Source organism: Acinetobacter sp. 778_lipA, assembly GCF_058242985.1.
In genome coordinates this window covers 1889414-1904121 of sequence record NZ_JBZAYT010000001.1, presented here as the reverse complement: position 1 = coordinate 1904121, position 14708 = coordinate 1889414, and the positions used below count along the sequence as shown (strand labels likewise).

The following is a 14708-nucleotide window of genomic DNA, read 5'->3' as shown; positions in this document are numbered from 1 at the left end:
TGGATCAGACAAGGCCGGTTTAGTTAAGCCATCCACATAGTCCGTATAAAACTGATCAAGCTATGCTTTGGCTAATATTTGATTAAATATTCTTTATTTAGCTAAATTTAACTCAACATAATCAGTCATCAGTTTAAACACTTCATCGATATTCATTTCTGAGCTATCAATGATATAAGCGTCTTCTGCTGGCTTGAGTGGAGCGACTGTGCGTTCCATATCTCTTTTATCTCGAGCTTGTATATTTGCTAAAATGTCGCTTATTTTAACATCCAGCCCCATTCCCTGCAACTGTTTTACACGACGCTCTGCTCGGGACTCTGCTGAGGCAGTGAGATAAATTTTTGCTTGCGCTTGCGGAAAAATAGAAGTGCCCATATCACGCCCATCTGCAACTAAGCCAGGCAACTGAGCAAAAGCATGTTGTCGATCTACCAATGCCGCTCTAAGCACTGGAATTGCTGCGACTTTTGAAGCAAATTCACCAACGCGTTCAGTTCGAATCGTTTGTGAGACATCTTCACCATCCAACAAAATCACGATTCCGTTGTCAGTACTCTTAAATACGATATCTAAATTTGTTGCAATCGTCACACTTTGTTGCAATACAGATTCAGTATCTAATGAGTCCAACAATTCTTTTTGATGCAATGACAATCCAAGCAAACGATATAGCGCACCAGAGTCTAATAAATGGAATTGATAGTGATTCGCAAGTTTTGCTGCAAGTGTTCCTTTACCAGAACCACTTGGCCCATCGATTGTGATAATTTGAATTGTCATTGAATTTCCAATTAAGCTACAGACTTAGCAAGTTTCTTAAATCCAAGTGTAATCGCTAGTTTAAGCTGTGCAAGTATTAATTTACTCACAAATGGTGCACGTGCTTGTAATTCAATCGTATAGTCAACACGGGTTTTGTTCGCATCAAGCGCTGTAAACTCAATAATTCCAATATGATGTTTAATCAATGGATTCTTAATTAACTTATATTCAATACGTTTATTGACATCCAGATGAGTAATTTGCTCTTGAATCGGTTTGATCGGACCAAACCCCATACGACGGATAGACCCCAATCCATCTGGGCGTTCAGGATCAGTAGCATCTTTCACTCGTATAACTTGGATGGGAGCAAAAGCCACATTATAAGTTGAATGTTTTGCTAACAAGTCAAAGACTTGATCGATTGGTGCATCAAACTCTTGTTTTACTTGAATAGAATTCATTGTTATATCCTTTTAAACTTTAACTATATTTTTAAACCTTTAAGTTGACAATTTTAATTGTCACTAAAATCTTGTGTATTCTAGATCATTTTAATATGTCATTTAAGGTCCTTTGTTGTAACTTTAATTGTTTTTTTTGCTCACGACGCTTTTTAAAAAAATCAGACAGTTGGGTTGAACACTGTGATTGTAAACAGCCCCCTTCAAACTGAAATATATGATTGTAATAGCCAATCTCTAACAGTTGACGACTACTGATGAGTGAACCTGCTTTAGGTTCGACCGTACCAAAAACCACACGTTTGATTCTTGCATGGATTAATGCACCGACACACATAGTACAAGGTTCAAGTGTGACATATAAAGTTGCGTCTTCAGGTAGGCGATAATTTTCAATCTTTTGACACGCATTGCGCAGTGCCTGAATTTCCGCATGGGCTGTTGGATCATGCTGAGCAATCGGTTGATTATAACCTTCACCGATAACTTGCCCCTGACTTACAATCACAGCTCCTACTGGAATTTCACCGATAGATGCAGCAAATGCAGCTTGCTCTAAAGCCAGCTGCATCCATTGTTGATCTATGTATTGTTGAGCTTCTTCAGTCATACGACCTTAAATAATACCATACTGACTTAGAAGCGCATTCCAACTGTCAATCGTTGTGACAGGTGGATTTTTGGCAAGTATTCCACGCAATGTTCGAGACTCAACCTCTTCCCACTCTGGGGATAAATCTTTATCAACCAAACGTGCACGTACACCCTCAACAAAATCAGGATGACGAATTTTCCAATCAGAAATTTGTTTTTCTAATTCAAAAACCTCAGACCAAGGATGAACTTGACGTCCCCACTGCCATAATAACCACGTAATCGCAGCAGTACTTGGTGAGCCCTTTTGTAGATTCTCGCTGGCTTGACGCAACCAATCACTACGCGCATCGCTTAGACCAATAATCGCTTCATAATCATGTTCAAAGTTTACACCACGACAAACACTATGAATCACATCCAAAGAGTTTTGCAACGGGCCTGGTGAAACAGGACGATGTAAACTATTTAAGGTGTCATCTAAAGCACGGAAATCACCAGCAGGATAATGCTCCCAATCGATATCAATCAGTTTCTGTAAAACCACATCACGTTGGGCATCACAAATATGAGTTGCCCAGCCAATCCCATAACCACCCGCTGCAGTCATGATCGAACCTGTTAACCCCGTGAATAAACCTATTGGACCACGATCTGCCAAGAAACGTGTAGCTCCCACATCTGGATATAGACCGATATTCACTTCAGGCATAGCAAGACGCGAATATGGCGTAACCAAACGGAATGGGGCCGCCATAAATAAGCCTAAGCCCCCCCCCATAACATAACCTTCACCCCAAACTACTATAGGCTTAGCATAATTATGCAACAGTAAATCTAAAGCATATTCCGTTTCAAAAAACTTATTGGCTGTTTCAACTTCATTGTTGATCACCAATTGGCGAAGTTTACGAACATCACCACCTGCACAAAAAGCTTTTGGCGTGGTTGAGTCTAACCAAATTGCCTTAACCGAGTCATCATGATGAAAATCCTCAAACAGCTTCAATAATGCCGTAACGATGGATTCATCAAGTGCATGAAGCGACTTAGGACGATTTAAGCGAATAATTCGCCATCCCTTTTTTGCTTCTTCGATAATCAGATCTGGGTGATAATTATTTATTTCGGGAGAGTTTGTCATGCGTCCAGCTGCCAGTCGATTGGCTCAATGCCATATTGTTTCAGATAATTATTTGTTTTTGAAAAAACCTTACAACCAAAAAAGCCACCACGATTTGCCGCCAATGGAGATGGGTGTGCAGCTTTTAATACCAGATGCTTCGTTTGGTCTATACGTTGCCCTTTTTTCTGAGCATATGCGCCCCAAAGTATAAATACAATGTGCTCTCTATGCTCATTCAACACATCAATCACATGATCTGTAAAATTTTCCCAACCGCGTTTTTGATGTGATGTTGGTTGCCCCGCTTCCACTGTCAACACGCTATTTAAAAGCAATACACCCTGTTGAGCCCATTTGGTGAGATCACCATGTCGGGATACAGGCACAGCTAAATCTGTATTTAACTCATGAAAGATATTACGTAAAGACGGAGGCAATGCAACGCCTCTCTGTACGGAAAAACTTAACCCATGCGCTTGATCAGGACCGTGATAAGGATCTTGTCCTAAAATGACCACTTTTACATGATTCAATGGCGTTGTGTCTAATGCATTGAAAATAAGTGAGCTGGGTGGGTAAATAGTTTTATTTGCATTTTTTTCAGTAACTAAAAAAGAACGCAAATCATCCATTTGCTGACTCAAAAGGAACTCAGCTAAACCTTCTTTCCAACTTTGATCTAACCGAACTTGATTTAATTTTGTTTGTTCGAGTTCAGATAATTGCATCAACTTTCATCCTAAATTTCATTTTCCTAAAAATTTATTTGTCCTAAGATAGATTTCACTCAAAAATCATCATTTAAATTTTAACCTGTAAATCCACTTCAGGGTTTTGAAACAGAATACCTTGTTTCAATTTTTCATACATGTCTGGGTCAGACCATTCAGATTTAACTTGCTCAGAAAAAATAATTTTATCCAGACTCAACAGCCCCATCTGAGCATTTTCAATATCTTCTTGAAAACTTTGCGCATAACCTGTATCGGTTTCATGCACAATCACAGAATAGACTTCAACATCCCCTTCCCCATTTTGGGTAATGGTTGATTTTAAAATCTGTTGAGCAAGGAAAAAGAATATCCGTGAAAACTGTTCAGCTGATGGAGAAACAGGCAAAGCCACCCAACGTGCACTAAAAGTTTTACAAGCCTGAATATATTCAGGATTATCTTCTTGCCAAAAACAGATCGCATGGTCAAAACTGTCGAAAATTTCTTTGATTACACCTTTAAGCAATCCAAAGTCATATACCATTTGACCATGATCAAGTTTTGAAGCTTTAAGTAGTAATTCAACTTTATAGCTGTGCCCGTGTATAGACCGTTTGCAACGATCTGACGTGCAATTCCGCACAATATGTGCATTTTCAAACTTAAATAACTTACGAATTAACATGAGCCAAATTTTATAAACAAATCGGTAAAGAATCTCGATTATAAAGCAAAACTCGAACCCTGAGCATTAATTTTCACGTTGATTGCAATTAGCAAAAAAGATAATCTCATTTTTTAGGCCTATTTAGCTTATCGAATCATATTTACGCAATCAACCAACCTTTTAACTACCTTTTATAGTTATTTAAAATCATATAGTTAAAAAAATATTTAGCAAAATTTTCAAAATGGCGCAAGGCTACGTGAATAAACATAAACTTGCGATTTATCATTACGCATAAAGCGCGTGGTAAATTGGCGCTTTCGATTGCTTAAAGATACTTCTATCTTAGCTTTAAAATAATTGGATGTTACACCGAAAATCTTGTCTGCTTCGGTTTTGCTTGTAGCCTCCAAGGTGTCAAATGGTGCGACTTTCATCAACTCTCCCACATTGGCAAAGTACTCCAGTTTTTCTTGTCGCGCTTTTAAAGCTGTTTGTATACTATTTACGTCTAATTTTTCATCTATGGCTGCCAAAACCATTGCAGGTGCTGTATTGACATTAATTCGTGTGGCAATATCAGGCAGTGCCGATATATATGGTGCGATTAAATCATACTTCTTTTCTTCAAAACCACGTACTTGTTTAAGTTCTTCAACACTGGCAAATTTTCGATTTGCAGCCAAATAAGGTTTAGGCAAACCTTGGTAATAACTTGTTTCAGCGCCTAAGGAACCTATCGTTTCATTATCTGGATCTTGCCAATCAATCACTGCTTGAACAGCATCAGGGGGTAAACCGACACGAACCAACAGTTTAGAAAAATATTTCTGTGCAGCATCGTTGGGCTTACCTTCATTGGTTAATAAACTGTTTAAATTGAATTTACCTGACTCATCTTCTAACACACCTGCAACATATCCATCTTCAACCGGAAATGCTGGCATTGGTTTTGCCCAAGTTTCCTGTAAATAATCTGCCTCTTTACTGTTTTCACTGTCTTGCACCAATATTTCAGAGTAAAACGCTTCTGCACTCTTTGCATAAAAAAGGGCTTGGCTTTGACGTTTTAAAAACCCTGTACTTTCATTGGTATAATTTTGACGTTTAGCAATCGTCGCGGCAATGATGGTTGCTAAAGCAACCATTACTAAAATCGTAATTAATGCGATACCCTTTTGCTGCTTCAATTGCATGAATGATTTACCTAAATTTAGTGATCCGCATCTACCACAATAATGATTTTAAATAGCTGGGCTGTTATTGATCAAATAGTCAGAATTGAGCAAACTAAAAATCCATTCATATTCTATATCACGAATCGTGACTTTGATTTTAATCCCACGTGGTAATTGCCCTTCATTTTTAATCATATCGTTTGGCCAGCGATCTAATTCAGTTGGATTTAAAGCATCAATACGATACTGATCCACATCTGCCAATAACACACTCGACAAAGGTTGTTCTGAATTATTTCGATTTAAATTTGAATATTTCAGACGGTAAAGTTTTTTCTCTTGTGGATTGTAAACATATTCAATTCGTTCATAGGGTGACAACCCTTGTTTAAGCGGATCGGTTACACCAGTTTTACTGAAAGATAGTTTTTGGTTATCTAAGCGTAAAGCGGGTTCAATTTCCTCACCATTTCTTGCAGAAATGGGAACAATTTGCAAAGTATCACGTTGAATCTGTTGATACGCGCCTTGTAATTGGCCTAAATTTTCCTCATGCATAACATTGCGATCTTTAACTTTTATCAAATAGTCAAATATTTTCCACCCCAATGCTGACAAAACAGCAAAGATTGCGATGGCCACCAAAAGTTCAATTAAGGTAAAGCCTGTGCTTTTCTGTGAATACACAGTTTGATTTTTTTTATGCTTGATTAGATTCATCATTATTTTTCTTTGATCGGATAATTAAAGAACACCATATTGGTAATCCCTGCTTCTACTTTACCCGTATCAGGATCAAAAAGGCTCACTTGCACATCTATTTTTTGTACATTTGGGCTCAGTGTAGTTTCTGCTTTTTTATCTACCTGCCAAGTTTCACCTTGTGTGGTGATTTGTTTGGATGACGTTCCTGACAGCCATTCACGATTAATCATCATCATCGAAATTTCGTTCTGTGCAACAAACTGAGCCTTGGTTCGTAAAATCGCATTGGCTGTCGACTGTGTATATTGCATAGCTACTTTGGTCAATGCCATTGCTGCGACTGCAAAAATCGCCAAAGCCACGACCACCTCAATTAAAGTAAAGCCTTTATTTTTCTTCATCTACCTTACCCAAATAATCAACTCGAATTACCTCACCCACTGGCTTTTGCTGATAATACATTTGAATTGTGACAGGTTTGACTTCACCATTTCCAAACCAAATCAATTTAGGTGCATTATTGCCCAAAAGTTCTGAGTTATTTGCATTTTGGAATTGATGATCTTCCGTTTCAATAGAAAATGAAACGTATTCTGGTAACGCTCTTTTAGGAAAGTCTGTCACTTCTTTCCATGGTTTATTGTCAACCACTCGGGTAGGTTGTTCGGCATCTTCATTTACTTGAATATATTCAATAACGCCATATTGTGCATCCGCAACATCTGTAGCATTGTGTAAATCGAGTGCATAAATACGCGCTTGATCATTGGCTTCACGATTAATCTGCTTTAAATCCAGCAACAACATCTCACGCGCTTGCATAGCTTTACGCTGATCTACACCATCAATATTTAAAATGATCAATGAGGCTATAATACTGATGATGACGATCACCACCATCACCTCAATTAAGGTAAAACCTCGCAATTTTTGAGATGATCGTAGATTTTTCATTGCAACTAAGCAACCTGTTCTGAGGCTTGTGGATGTTTTGGCACAGCCAATGCCTGATCAATCAATGCGACACGCAAGGTATCTCGACAACCTAAATAACGCTGATAGAAGCTTGAATTCAGTATCGCGGCTCCACCATGAGTAATTGACCAAATTGAAGCCAAATAATCACGTACAGACATCAAACTTTGAATTGACTCTAGATAACTTTCAGTCATTCGAATAATGATACGTAAACGTTGTTTACGCACTTGATAAAGTTCACTAAATAAATGATGGATGCCTTGCCCAGTGGTGGATAATCGCTCTTCGATCTGATGGAATAACACTGCACGTTCAGGATGGTGTAAATGGTGCAACATAAAAAAAGCCAAATGCTCAGGAAATGCTTTTTCAGTATCACGAACCATTTCAAGTAACATACGTTCATTACGAATGATGAGCAATATATACAACTCATCCTTACTCTGAAAATGCTTATAAAGTGTTCCCTTGGCTAGATCTAGTTCTGCAGCAAGGGCATCCAATGTCATCCCCGCTTCACCATTTTCTAAAAGCAGTTGTTCAGCAACCTGAAAAATCAATGCTTCTCTTGCTCTAAACTGAGCCTGTCGATCCATCTTCACCCGATAAACTCTCTTGTTAATTCTATCCGTTAATAAATTGAGGCACTTCTATTGATTGCTTTTTAAAAATCAGTACTTTTCAATCACTTTTGTCGAAGCAGGTTTTCAAAATTTTGTGTCGTAATGAAAGCGATCTCTTCAAGCGTTTTATCATATACATCACTCAGCGCTTTGGCTACATAAGGAACATATTTTGGTTCATTCGGCTTTCCTCGATAAGGCATAGGTGCCAAATAAGGACTATCCGTTTCAATCAACAAGCGATCTAAAGGCACTTGCTTTGCTACATCTCTTAGATCTTGTGCGTTTTTAAATGAAACAATTCCAGAGAAGGAAATATAATAGCCACAATCTAAAACGGCCTTTGCAGTCTCCCAATCCTCTGTAAAACAATGCAAAATACCATGTGTTGATTTTTCAGCTCGAATAATATCTACAGTTTCATGTTTTGCTGAACGGGTATGGACAACTACAGGTTTTTTAACCTGTTGCGATGCGTGAATATGTCGTGCAAAACAGGCTTTTTGTTCAGTAATAAATTCTGTGCTATGAAAATAATCCAAGCCTGTTTCACCCAAGGCCCAAACTTTTTCAGCTTGCGCCAGATCAACCAGTTTTTCAACACTTGCTCGTTGCATCACAGCAGGATCTTCACATGGATGCACACCGACACTATAGCCTACATCTGAATGTCTTGCGGCAATTTCTGCAAGTGCGATATGGTCATCCAAATCTACAGAAATCCCCATAAATTTGGACACACCAGCATCTCTTGCTTGTTGTAATGCGGCATCGAGATCCCCAGCATAAGGTTCAAGATTTAACATGGTTAAATGGCAATGCGTATCAACAAACACAGAAATTCCTAAAAATTGAAAATTGGCTTACATTGTAAAGCTAGGACGGTCTAAAGACATACTGCCTGCGAGTAATTTTTCAGCTTCCATTTTGTAATAGATGCCTTTTTCACCAGTGAGTTGAATCGCAAAACCTTGTGGCTTAATTCCATTTTGCTTTTGCGAAATCCAAATCACTTTCCCTGTTAAAGGAATTTTCTGCGATTGATCCGGCAAACCTGCCAATACAAACACTTCATCTCCCATTTTTACAGGATTCTTTGACGGTACAAATAAACCACCACCTAAAATATAAGGCATATAACTGGCTTGTAAGGTTGCACGATCATTGATGTTAACTTGAATCAAACCGCCCATACGTGGTTGCATGATTATTCCCCCTGAATATTCAAATTTTATGTCACATTCATTAACTGAATCGACAATTGATCAATAATTAGATTTGTTTGTACATTTTGATCAACTTTTAGCTTCGATTGTTGTAAGTCTTGATAAATTGAGAATAAAGTTTGCAATTGATACTGCGCTGCAAGCTCATCTAATTCCAAATCTGAATTCTTTACAACTTGATTCAGCTTGACACAAATTATATCTGACAACAAGTATTCAAACATTTGTAAAAAATCATAAAAGCTCAGTTCTTTATTCCATTTTGAAGCAAACTGTAAAGGCATACTTTTCTGACTGACCAGTTTTTGCCAATCCTGTAAAAACTCCCCACGTCGGTTTAACCAATCTAGCTCAGCAAGCGCCAATGCTTGCAGTGGCATATTATTAGATAAATTCATCAACAAGTTAATTTTAGAATGCATTTCAGTTGGTAAATGCTGTTGCAAATATTGTTCTGAAAGCGTGGGGCTAATACGATCCATGGCAAAATGCTGTAATCGACTACGAATTGTTGCTGGGAGCTTTAGATAATGTTCCGCAAGTAAAATAATCTGTACCCGGTCACCTGGCTCTTCTAGCGTTTTTAATAATGCATTTGCAGAAGCAATGTTTAAAGCTTCTGCAGGTTCAATCACAATAACACGCCAACCATCTACTGTTTGCTGCACAAATGGTAGTAGATCACGGATCTTCTCGATCTTAATTTTCGCGTTTTGCTTCTTATTCTCTTCATCGGTCGTGATATTAACATAGTTAGGGTGGGTATCTGATTTGAGCCACTGACAACTTGTACACTCGCCACAAGCACCTTGAGGTGTTTTATTTAAACACAAAACCCATGACAAAAAATGTTGGGTAAATGCATGTTTACCACAACCGTTTTTACCATAGAACAATAAACCATGCCCTAATTTTGGAAAGCGACCTGTTAAGGTTTCCCATGTCTGTTGCTGCCAAGGATAAACCTGAGAATTAGAAGCATCCATGAATCAAAAACCTAAATACAAGTGAGGTAAAAACAAGTGACGCAAATTCAAACTATTCAAAAACCGCTGCATCTAAAATGTTTAAGCGATCTAAATCTTCTTGAGTATCGACACCTGGTGGTAAATTTAATTGTGCGATATCAATCGCAATACGATGTCCATTTTCTAAAACACGTAATTGCTCTAAGCTTTCCAATTGCTCCAAAACACCCATATCCCAACTGACATATTCTTGTAAAAGCTTGACACGATAAGCATATAAGCCCAAATGACGATAAGCATGTTGATGTAGCTTTTGCTCAGCCTGTTTAGCACCCTCTCGATCATAAGGAATTTGCGCACGACTGAAATAAAGCGCTTCTTTAAACTTTGACATCACTACTTTTACAATGTTGTCACGCTGAAACTCATCAAGCTGATGTATAGGCTCACATAAGGTCGACATTGAACAATCCGCTTTCTGCGCCAATAGCTCAGCAACTTGAATCACCAATTGTGCAGGCAACAACGGCTCATCACCCTGAACATTCACAATAATATCCTCAGCATCCCAACCTTTGATTCGAGCAACTTCACTTAAACGGTCTGTGCCCGAAGGATGATTCGGATCTGTCATCACAACATCCACACCTTCTGATCGACAAAGCGCTGCAATACGTGGATCATCTGTCGCTACACAAAGATCATCAAAACCCTGTACTTTTTTTGCTTGGTCGACCACACGTAAAATCATGGCTCGCCCATGAATTTCTAAAAGAGGTTTACCTGGAAGGCGTGAACTCGCAAAACGCGCAGGAATAACAATATGTTTCATCAAATTAACCTTGTATTAGATCAATACCAAGTTGAGTAAGTTGTTGGTTGAGTAATAGATAACATTCATCAGACAAGACCGCTCCAACTGGAACTACCCAAATCTCACGACTAAATGTAGAATGATTTTTCAATAAGGGTAAAAGCTTTACCGCATCTTTTTCAGTGGTGATAATCGGATTATTATCCTCAAACTGTAAATCATCAATTTCATAATCATAATGGTCTGGAAACTCATGACATTGAAATTGAGTTACACCTATACTTTCCAAGGTGTTATAAAAGCGTCGAGGAAAACCAATTCCAACGACTGCATAATAATCGAGTGTAGGATCAAACTGCTCAGATTGGTCAAAACTTGGATTTAATAGATAAGGTTCAGTCACCTCTAAATGCATATTCAGAGATGAATGTGGCTGATGGGCATGCTCAATCACGGTACCGTGTTTTAAACGACTCACAGGCTCGCGTAAATAACCTTCAGGAAGCAGCTTCTGATTTCCCAGCCCACGATTATTATCCAGCACAATCCATTCGATTTGACGCTCTAAAGCCCAATGCTGTAAACCATCATCACTAATGATTAAATCAAGTTCATAATATTGAAGGAGTAATTCAATATTTCTTTGGCGATTCGCACCCACCACCATGGGAACTTCTGTAGACTGAACAATTAAACAAGGTTCATCGCCTACTTGATCAGGCACAGAATCTAATGTAACCAGTGCTGGAAAAGGTCCTTGACCACCATAACCACGACTAATCACGCCAACACGCACATGGTTATGTTTCAAATGCTTCACCAACTGAATCAACAGTGGTGTCTTGCCACTCCCACCCACAGTAATATTTCCAATAATCATTACTGGGACAGGTGCTTTATAGGTTTTTTTTATACCTGTTTGATACAGCTGCTTATTTACCGTAAAACCGAACTGATATAACCATGATAATGGCCGCAATGCAATCAACCACTTGGACTGTTTATTCCAAGCATCTTGAATGATTTGCGCAATAGACATGTTGGGTTATTCCTCAAAGTTACGTTCATACAATTGATAGTAAGCGCCATGCTTCGCCAATAACTCAGTATGAGTACCTTGCTCTATGATACGCCCTTTATCCATAACCACAATCTTATCCGCTTTCTCAATCGTGGATAGACGGTGAGCGATCACAATCGTAGTTCTGTTTTGATCAAGCATCGCTTCATCAAAAGCTTTTTGAATAAAGTGTTCAGACTCATTGTCCAAAGCACTAGTGGCTTCATCAAGAATCAGAATCGGTGCATTTTTAAGGATTGCACGCGCAATGGCAATACGTTGACGTTGACCACCAGAAAGACTTAAGCCTTGCGCACCTAAAGGCGTGTCATAACCTTTAGGTAATTCCATAATAAAGTCATGTGCATAAGCTGCTTTAGCTGCTGCAATAATGGCTTCTTCAGATGCTTTTTCTAACTGACCATATGCAATATTTTCACGCACCGTTCGATCAAATAAAACAACTTGCTGGTTAACCATCGCAACTTGAGTACGTAAACAACTCAGTTCAATGTCTTTTATAGGCAACTGGTCTAAATAAATTTGCCCTGCACTAATCTCCTGAAAGCGCACCAACATATTCACCAATGAAGACTTACCCGCACCTGAACGCCCAACCAGAGCAATCGTTTGTCCAGCCTGGATCTCTAATGAAAAATCATCAATTGCTTTCACTTTATTTTTATATATCAAAGACACATGATCAAACTTGATATCACCCAATAATTTAGGTGTTAAATTTCCCGTATTCTCTTCTTGTGGTAAGTCTAGAACCTCAAATACAGAATATGCTGCCGCAATACCACGTTGTAATTTTTCATTAATATCAGTGAGGTTTTTAATAGGTTTAGCCAGCAACCCAGCTGCTGTAATATAAGCAACAAACTCTCCTGCAGAAGTATCACCTAGAATTTGTGGACGTAATGCCAGCCAAATAATGATACTCAGAGCAAAGGCCATGACCAATTGTACCAATGGACTATTTAAGTTTTGTACGACGACCATTTTCAAACCACGTTTTAAGTTTTCTTCTGAAGACTTATAAAAACGTTTTTGTTCACTTTCTTCGCCAGCAAAGCTCTTTACAACAGCATTACCGCTTATTGTTTCTTGAACAATATGATTCACATCCCCCATAGTGTTTTGCACTTGAATGGAGAGTTTACGCATACGTTTTGAAGCTTTACGCACCAACAAGCCAATAATTGGCATAAAAATAAAAATACATAAGGTCAAACGCCAATTGGTGTAAAGCAGATAACCCAATAAACCTAAAGCAATTGCACCATCACGAAGTAATATTTTTAATGATTCAGATGACGCTGCGGTTAACTGCTCTACGTTATACATAATTTTTGCAGTGATATGACCTGATGAATTATCCAAATAATACTGTGCTGGTAGTTTTAAAAGTTTGGCATAAACCTCTTGACGAATACTAAATACCAAACTTCTTGAGATGACTGCGGTAAAGTAGCCTCCCATAAACAACCCTAAGCCACGGAAAAAGATCAACAGGATAATCAGTGCAGGAAACCAATCAAGATCACCACGATTGCCACCCTGAATTGCATCAATTATATATTTAAGTAACTTCGCTACGGAGACTTCAGTTGCTGCATTTATGCCAAATCCAACAATAACGAGTAAGGCTGCCCCCCAATACGGCTTTAAATACGCCAAAAGACGGACATAGACCTTAAAATCCTGATTCACTAATTAATAACCTCGAGATGGAACTTTGGTACTGATATTGATGTTAACGAAACCTAGCTGTCCTGCAACATCCATCACTCGAATAACATCTTGATGGGTTGCTTTAGCATCTGCAGCAATCACAAACATCAGATCACGATTATCATTTGCTGCTTGCTTAATTGCAGTACTTAAATCAGCAGACTCTTTACTCGAAAGCGCCTGCCCATTTACTGCATAATGTCCTGCGGAGTCTACCATGACTTCAATTTTATTTTTGTATTCTTTTGGCGGAACACCATGTGCATCAGGCAAAGAAAGATTGATTCGACTTTGCTGATTAAACGTGGTGGTCAGTAACAAAATCACCAATATAAATAATAAGCAATCAATCAGTGGAGTAAGATTGATATGAATATCTTCAACTGTTTTGCGTCTAAATTTCATGAAACACCCCTAAAACGGATTTAACCAGCTTTCTTTTTTTCACTTTCAAGGTGCGTCTGAAAAAATAAGGCTGCATGAAATAAAGTCGACTGCTGCTCTAGTTCAGCCACATATTCCTGAACTAAACGCTGATAATAACGATAAGCAAATAGTGCAGGAATGGCGATAACCATACCAGCAGCTGTGGTAATTAATGCTTTAGATATCCCTGGAATCATCATGGTTGGATTGGCATTGGAACCCAAATCAATGACCAGAAAGGACTCGATAATCCCTATCACTGTACCCAACAAACCCAATAAAGGTGCAACAGCGCTCAATGTACCTAAAAAATTTATATTTTTTTCTAGATATCCAATTTCGCGGGAAGCTGTAGCTTCCATTTGAGCACGCGCAAACGCTTCACCTTGAGTATAAGCATCTATACCATCTTTAAAAATATAGCCTAATGCTGTTTGGCAAACAGTTTGATCTTGTTCCATTTCATCTAAAACATCGTCAACATTGCGACCTTTTTGCATTATAAGAGACTTAGGTAGAACTAAAGATCGTTTCAGCCGTATAAATCTCTCGATTGAAATCGCAACAGTAAAAATTGAACATAAAACCAATGGCAGCATTAACCAACCGCCGGCTTTAACAAGTTCCCACATCTTTAGTTCCCCAAATTAATTAAATCGCTTAA

19 protein-coding genes are annotated in these 14708 nt (G+C 38.4%); all 19 read right to left on the bottom strand.

The features are described from left to right. Positions 1 to 93: 93 nt before the first annotated feature. The gene (cmk, locus tag AC4CUY_RS08920; protein WP_490773998.1) at positions 94 to 783 is read right to left on the bottom strand and encodes a (d)CMP kinase; all 690 of its coding nucleotides are present in this window, start codon (positions 781 to 783) and stop codon (positions 94 to 96) included. Between the two features lie 11 nt (positions 784 to 794). Beyond that, a complete protein-coding gene (locus tag AC4CUY_RS08915) occupies positions 795 to 1229 on the bottom strand; it encodes an SRPBCC family protein (RefSeq protein ID WP_490773997.1) in 435 nt (144 codons plus the stop codon). Positions 1230 to 1314: 85 nt separating this feature from the next. Continuing rightward, a complete protein-coding gene (gene tadA, locus AC4CUY_RS08910; protein WP_490773996.1) occupies positions 1315 to 1839 on the bottom strand; it encodes a tRNA adenosine(34) deaminase TadA in 525 nt (174 codons plus the stop codon). Between the two features lie 6 nt (positions 1840 to 1845). Continuing rightward, positions 1846 to 2967: an enoyl-CoA hydratase/isomerase family protein gene (locus AC4CUY_RS08905; RefSeq protein WP_490773995.1), complete on the bottom strand. Its 1122-nt coding sequence runs from the start codon at positions 2965 to 2967 to the stop codon at positions 1846 to 1848. Continuing rightward, on the bottom strand, positions 2964 to 3677 hold the full coding sequence (gene ung, locus AC4CUY_RS08900) for a uracil-DNA glycosylase (protein ID WP_419327453.1): 714 nt from the start codon (positions 3675 to 3677) through the stop codon (positions 2964 to 2966). The genes AC4CUY_RS08905 and ung overlap by 4 nt, the downstream gene beginning before the upstream one ends. A 73-nt stretch (positions 3678 to 3750) precedes the next feature. Continuing rightward, complete coding sequence (locus AC4CUY_RS08895; RefSeq protein ID WP_336951426.1) at positions 3751 to 4347, bottom strand: 6-pyruvoyl trahydropterin synthase family protein; 597 nt, start codon at positions 4345 to 4347, stop codon at positions 3751 to 3753. A gap of 221 nt (positions 4348 to 4568) precedes the next feature. Continuing rightward, positions 4569 to 5525 carry a type II secretion system minor pseudopilin GspK gene (gspK, locus tag AC4CUY_RS08890; protein WP_490773994.1) on the bottom strand — a complete coding sequence of 319 codons (957 nt, stop codon included), beginning with the start codon at positions 5523 to 5525 and terminating at the stop codon, positions 4569 to 4571. A gap of 48 nt (positions 5526 to 5573) precedes the next feature. After that, positions 5574 to 6230, bottom strand: coding sequence for a type II secretion system minor pseudopilin GspJ (gene gspJ, locus AC4CUY_RS08885; RefSeq protein ID WP_336951429.1), 657 nt, complete (start codon positions 6228 to 6230; stop codon positions 5574 to 5576). Next, positions 6230 to 6613: a type II secretion system minor pseudopilin GspI gene (gene gspI, locus AC4CUY_RS08880; protein WP_336951430.1), complete on the bottom strand. Its 384-nt coding sequence runs from the start codon at positions 6611 to 6613 to the stop codon at positions 6230 to 6232. Before gspI ends, gspJ begins: the two co-directional genes overlap by 1 nt. Then, the gene (locus tag AC4CUY_RS08875) at positions 6600 to 7166 is read right to left on the bottom strand and encodes a prepilin-type N-terminal cleavage/methylation domain-containing protein (protein ID WP_419327450.1); all 567 of its coding nucleotides are present in this window, start codon (positions 7164 to 7166) and stop codon (positions 6600 to 6602) included. Before AC4CUY_RS08875 ends, gspI begins: the two co-directional genes overlap by 14 nt. Before the next feature lie 5 nt (positions 7167 to 7171). After that, positions 7172 to 7786 (bottom strand): TetR/AcrR family transcriptional regulator, encoded by a 615-nt coding sequence (locus tag AC4CUY_RS08870; RefSeq protein ID WP_004821232.1) that lies wholly within the window; start codon positions 7784 to 7786, stop codon positions 7172 to 7174. Between the two features lie 89 nt (positions 7787 to 7875). Further along, on the bottom strand, positions 7876 to 8649 hold the full coding sequence (locus tag AC4CUY_RS08865; RefSeq protein ID WP_419327449.1) for a TatD family hydrolase: 774 nt from the start codon (positions 8647 to 8649) through the stop codon (positions 7876 to 7878). 27 nt (positions 8650 to 8676) lie between these two features. Next, entirely contained in the window at positions 8677 to 9018 is a 342-nt protein-coding gene (locus tag AC4CUY_RS08860; RefSeq protein ID WP_336951434.1) for a PilZ domain-containing protein, read from the bottom strand. Between the two features lie 26 nt (positions 9019 to 9044). After that, positions 9045 to 10025, bottom strand: a complete 981-nt coding sequence (locus tag AC4CUY_RS08855; RefSeq protein ID WP_336951435.1) for a DNA polymerase III delta subunit-related protein — start codon at positions 10023 to 10025, stop codon at positions 9045 to 9047. A 52-nt stretch (positions 10026 to 10077) separates the two neighbouring features. Then, positions 10078 to 10839, bottom strand: coding sequence for a 3-deoxy-manno-octulosonate cytidylyltransferase (gene kdsB, locus AC4CUY_RS08850; protein WP_490773993.1), 762 nt, complete (start codon positions 10837 to 10839; stop codon positions 10078 to 10080). Between the two features lie 4 nt (positions 10840 to 10843). Beyond that, positions 10844 to 11860, bottom strand: a complete 1017-nt coding sequence (gene lpxK, locus AC4CUY_RS08845; RefSeq protein ID WP_336951437.1) for a tetraacyldisaccharide 4'-kinase — start codon at positions 11858 to 11860, stop codon at positions 10844 to 10846. A 6-nt stretch (positions 11861 to 11866) separates the two neighbouring features. Beyond that, positions 11867 to 13597 carry a lipid A export permease/ATP-binding protein MsbA gene (gene msbA / locus AC4CUY_RS08840; RefSeq protein WP_336951439.1) on the bottom strand — a complete coding sequence of 577 codons (1731 nt, stop codon included), beginning with the start codon at positions 13595 to 13597 and terminating at the stop codon, positions 11867 to 11869. 3 nt (positions 13598 to 13600) lie between these two features. Then, complete coding sequence (locus tag AC4CUY_RS08835) at positions 13601 to 14023, bottom strand: ExbD/TolR family protein (RefSeq protein ID WP_336951440.1); 423 nt, start codon at positions 14021 to 14023, stop codon at positions 13601 to 13603. A gap of 20 nt (positions 14024 to 14043) precedes the next feature. Beyond that, on the bottom strand, positions 14044 to 14676 hold the full coding sequence (locus tag AC4CUY_RS08830; protein WP_336951441.1) for a MotA/TolQ/ExbB proton channel family protein: 633 nt from the start codon (positions 14674 to 14676) through the stop codon (positions 14044 to 14046). Positions 14677 to 14708: the final 32 nt, after the last annotated feature.

Bases quoted from the DNA above. Each gene is read 5' to 3' on its own strand.
- AC4CUY_RS08905 (WP_490773995.1), bottom strand. From the start codon at position 2,967: ATGACAAACTCTCCCGAAATAAATAATTATCACCCAGATCTGATTATC.
- AC4CUY_RS08870 (WP_004821232.1), bottom strand. From the start codon at position 7,786: ATGGATCGACAGGCTCAGTTTAGAGCAAGAGAAGCATTGATTTTTCAG.
- ung (WP_419327453.1), bottom strand. From the start codon at position 3,677: ATGCAATTATCTGAACTCGAACAAACAAAATTAAATCAAGTTCGGTTA.
- gspK (WP_490773994.1), bottom strand. From the start codon at position 5,525: ATGCAATTGAAGCAGCAAAAGGGTATCGCATTAATTACGATTTTAGTA.
- kdsB (WP_490773993.1), bottom strand. From the start codon at position 10,839: ATGAAACATATTGTTATTCCTGCGCGTTTTGCGAGTTCACGCCTTCCA.
- AC4CUY_RS08835 (WP_336951440.1), bottom strand. From the start codon at position 14,023: ATGAAATTTAGACGCAAAACAGTTGAAGATATTCATATCAATCTTACT.
- AC4CUY_RS08875 (WP_419327450.1), bottom strand. From the start codon at position 7,166: ATGAAAAATCTACGATCATCTCAAAAATTGCGAGGTTTTACCTTAATT.
- tadA (WP_490773996.1), bottom strand. From the start codon at position 1,839: ATGACTGAAGAAGCTCAACAATACATAGATCAACAATGGATGCAGCTG.
- AC4CUY_RS08895 (WP_336951426.1), bottom strand. From the start codon at position 4,347: ATGTTAATTCGTAAGTTATTTAAGTTTGAAAATGCACATATTGTGCGG.
- gspJ (WP_336951429.1), bottom strand. From the start codon at position 6,230: ATGATGAATCTAATCAAGCATAAAAAAAATCAAACTGTGTATTCACAG.
- cmk (WP_490773998.1), bottom strand. From the start codon at position 783: ATGACAATTCAAATTATCACAATCGATGGGCCAAGTGGTTCTGGTAAA.
- lpxK (WP_336951437.1), bottom strand. From the start codon at position 11,860: ATGTCTATTGCGCAAATCATTCAAGATGCTTGGAATAAACAGTCCAAG.
- AC4CUY_RS08830 (WP_336951441.1), bottom strand. From the start codon at position 14,676: ATGTGGGAACTTGTTAAAGCCGGCGGTTGGTTAATGCTGCCATTGGTT.
- gspI (WP_336951430.1), bottom strand. From the start codon at position 6,613: ATGAAGAAAAATAAAGGCTTTACTTTAATTGAGGTGGTCGTGGCTTTG.
- AC4CUY_RS08860 (WP_336951434.1), bottom strand. From the start codon at position 9,018: ATGCAACCACGTATGGGCGGTTTGATTCAAGTTAACATCAATGATCGT.
- AC4CUY_RS08855 (WP_336951435.1), bottom strand. From the start codon at position 10,025: ATGGATGCTTCTAATTCTCAGGTTTATCCTTGGCAGCAACAGACATGG.
- AC4CUY_RS08915 (WP_490773997.1), bottom strand. From the start codon at position 1,229: ATGAATTCTATTCAAGTAAAACAAGAGTTTGATGCACCAATCGATCAA.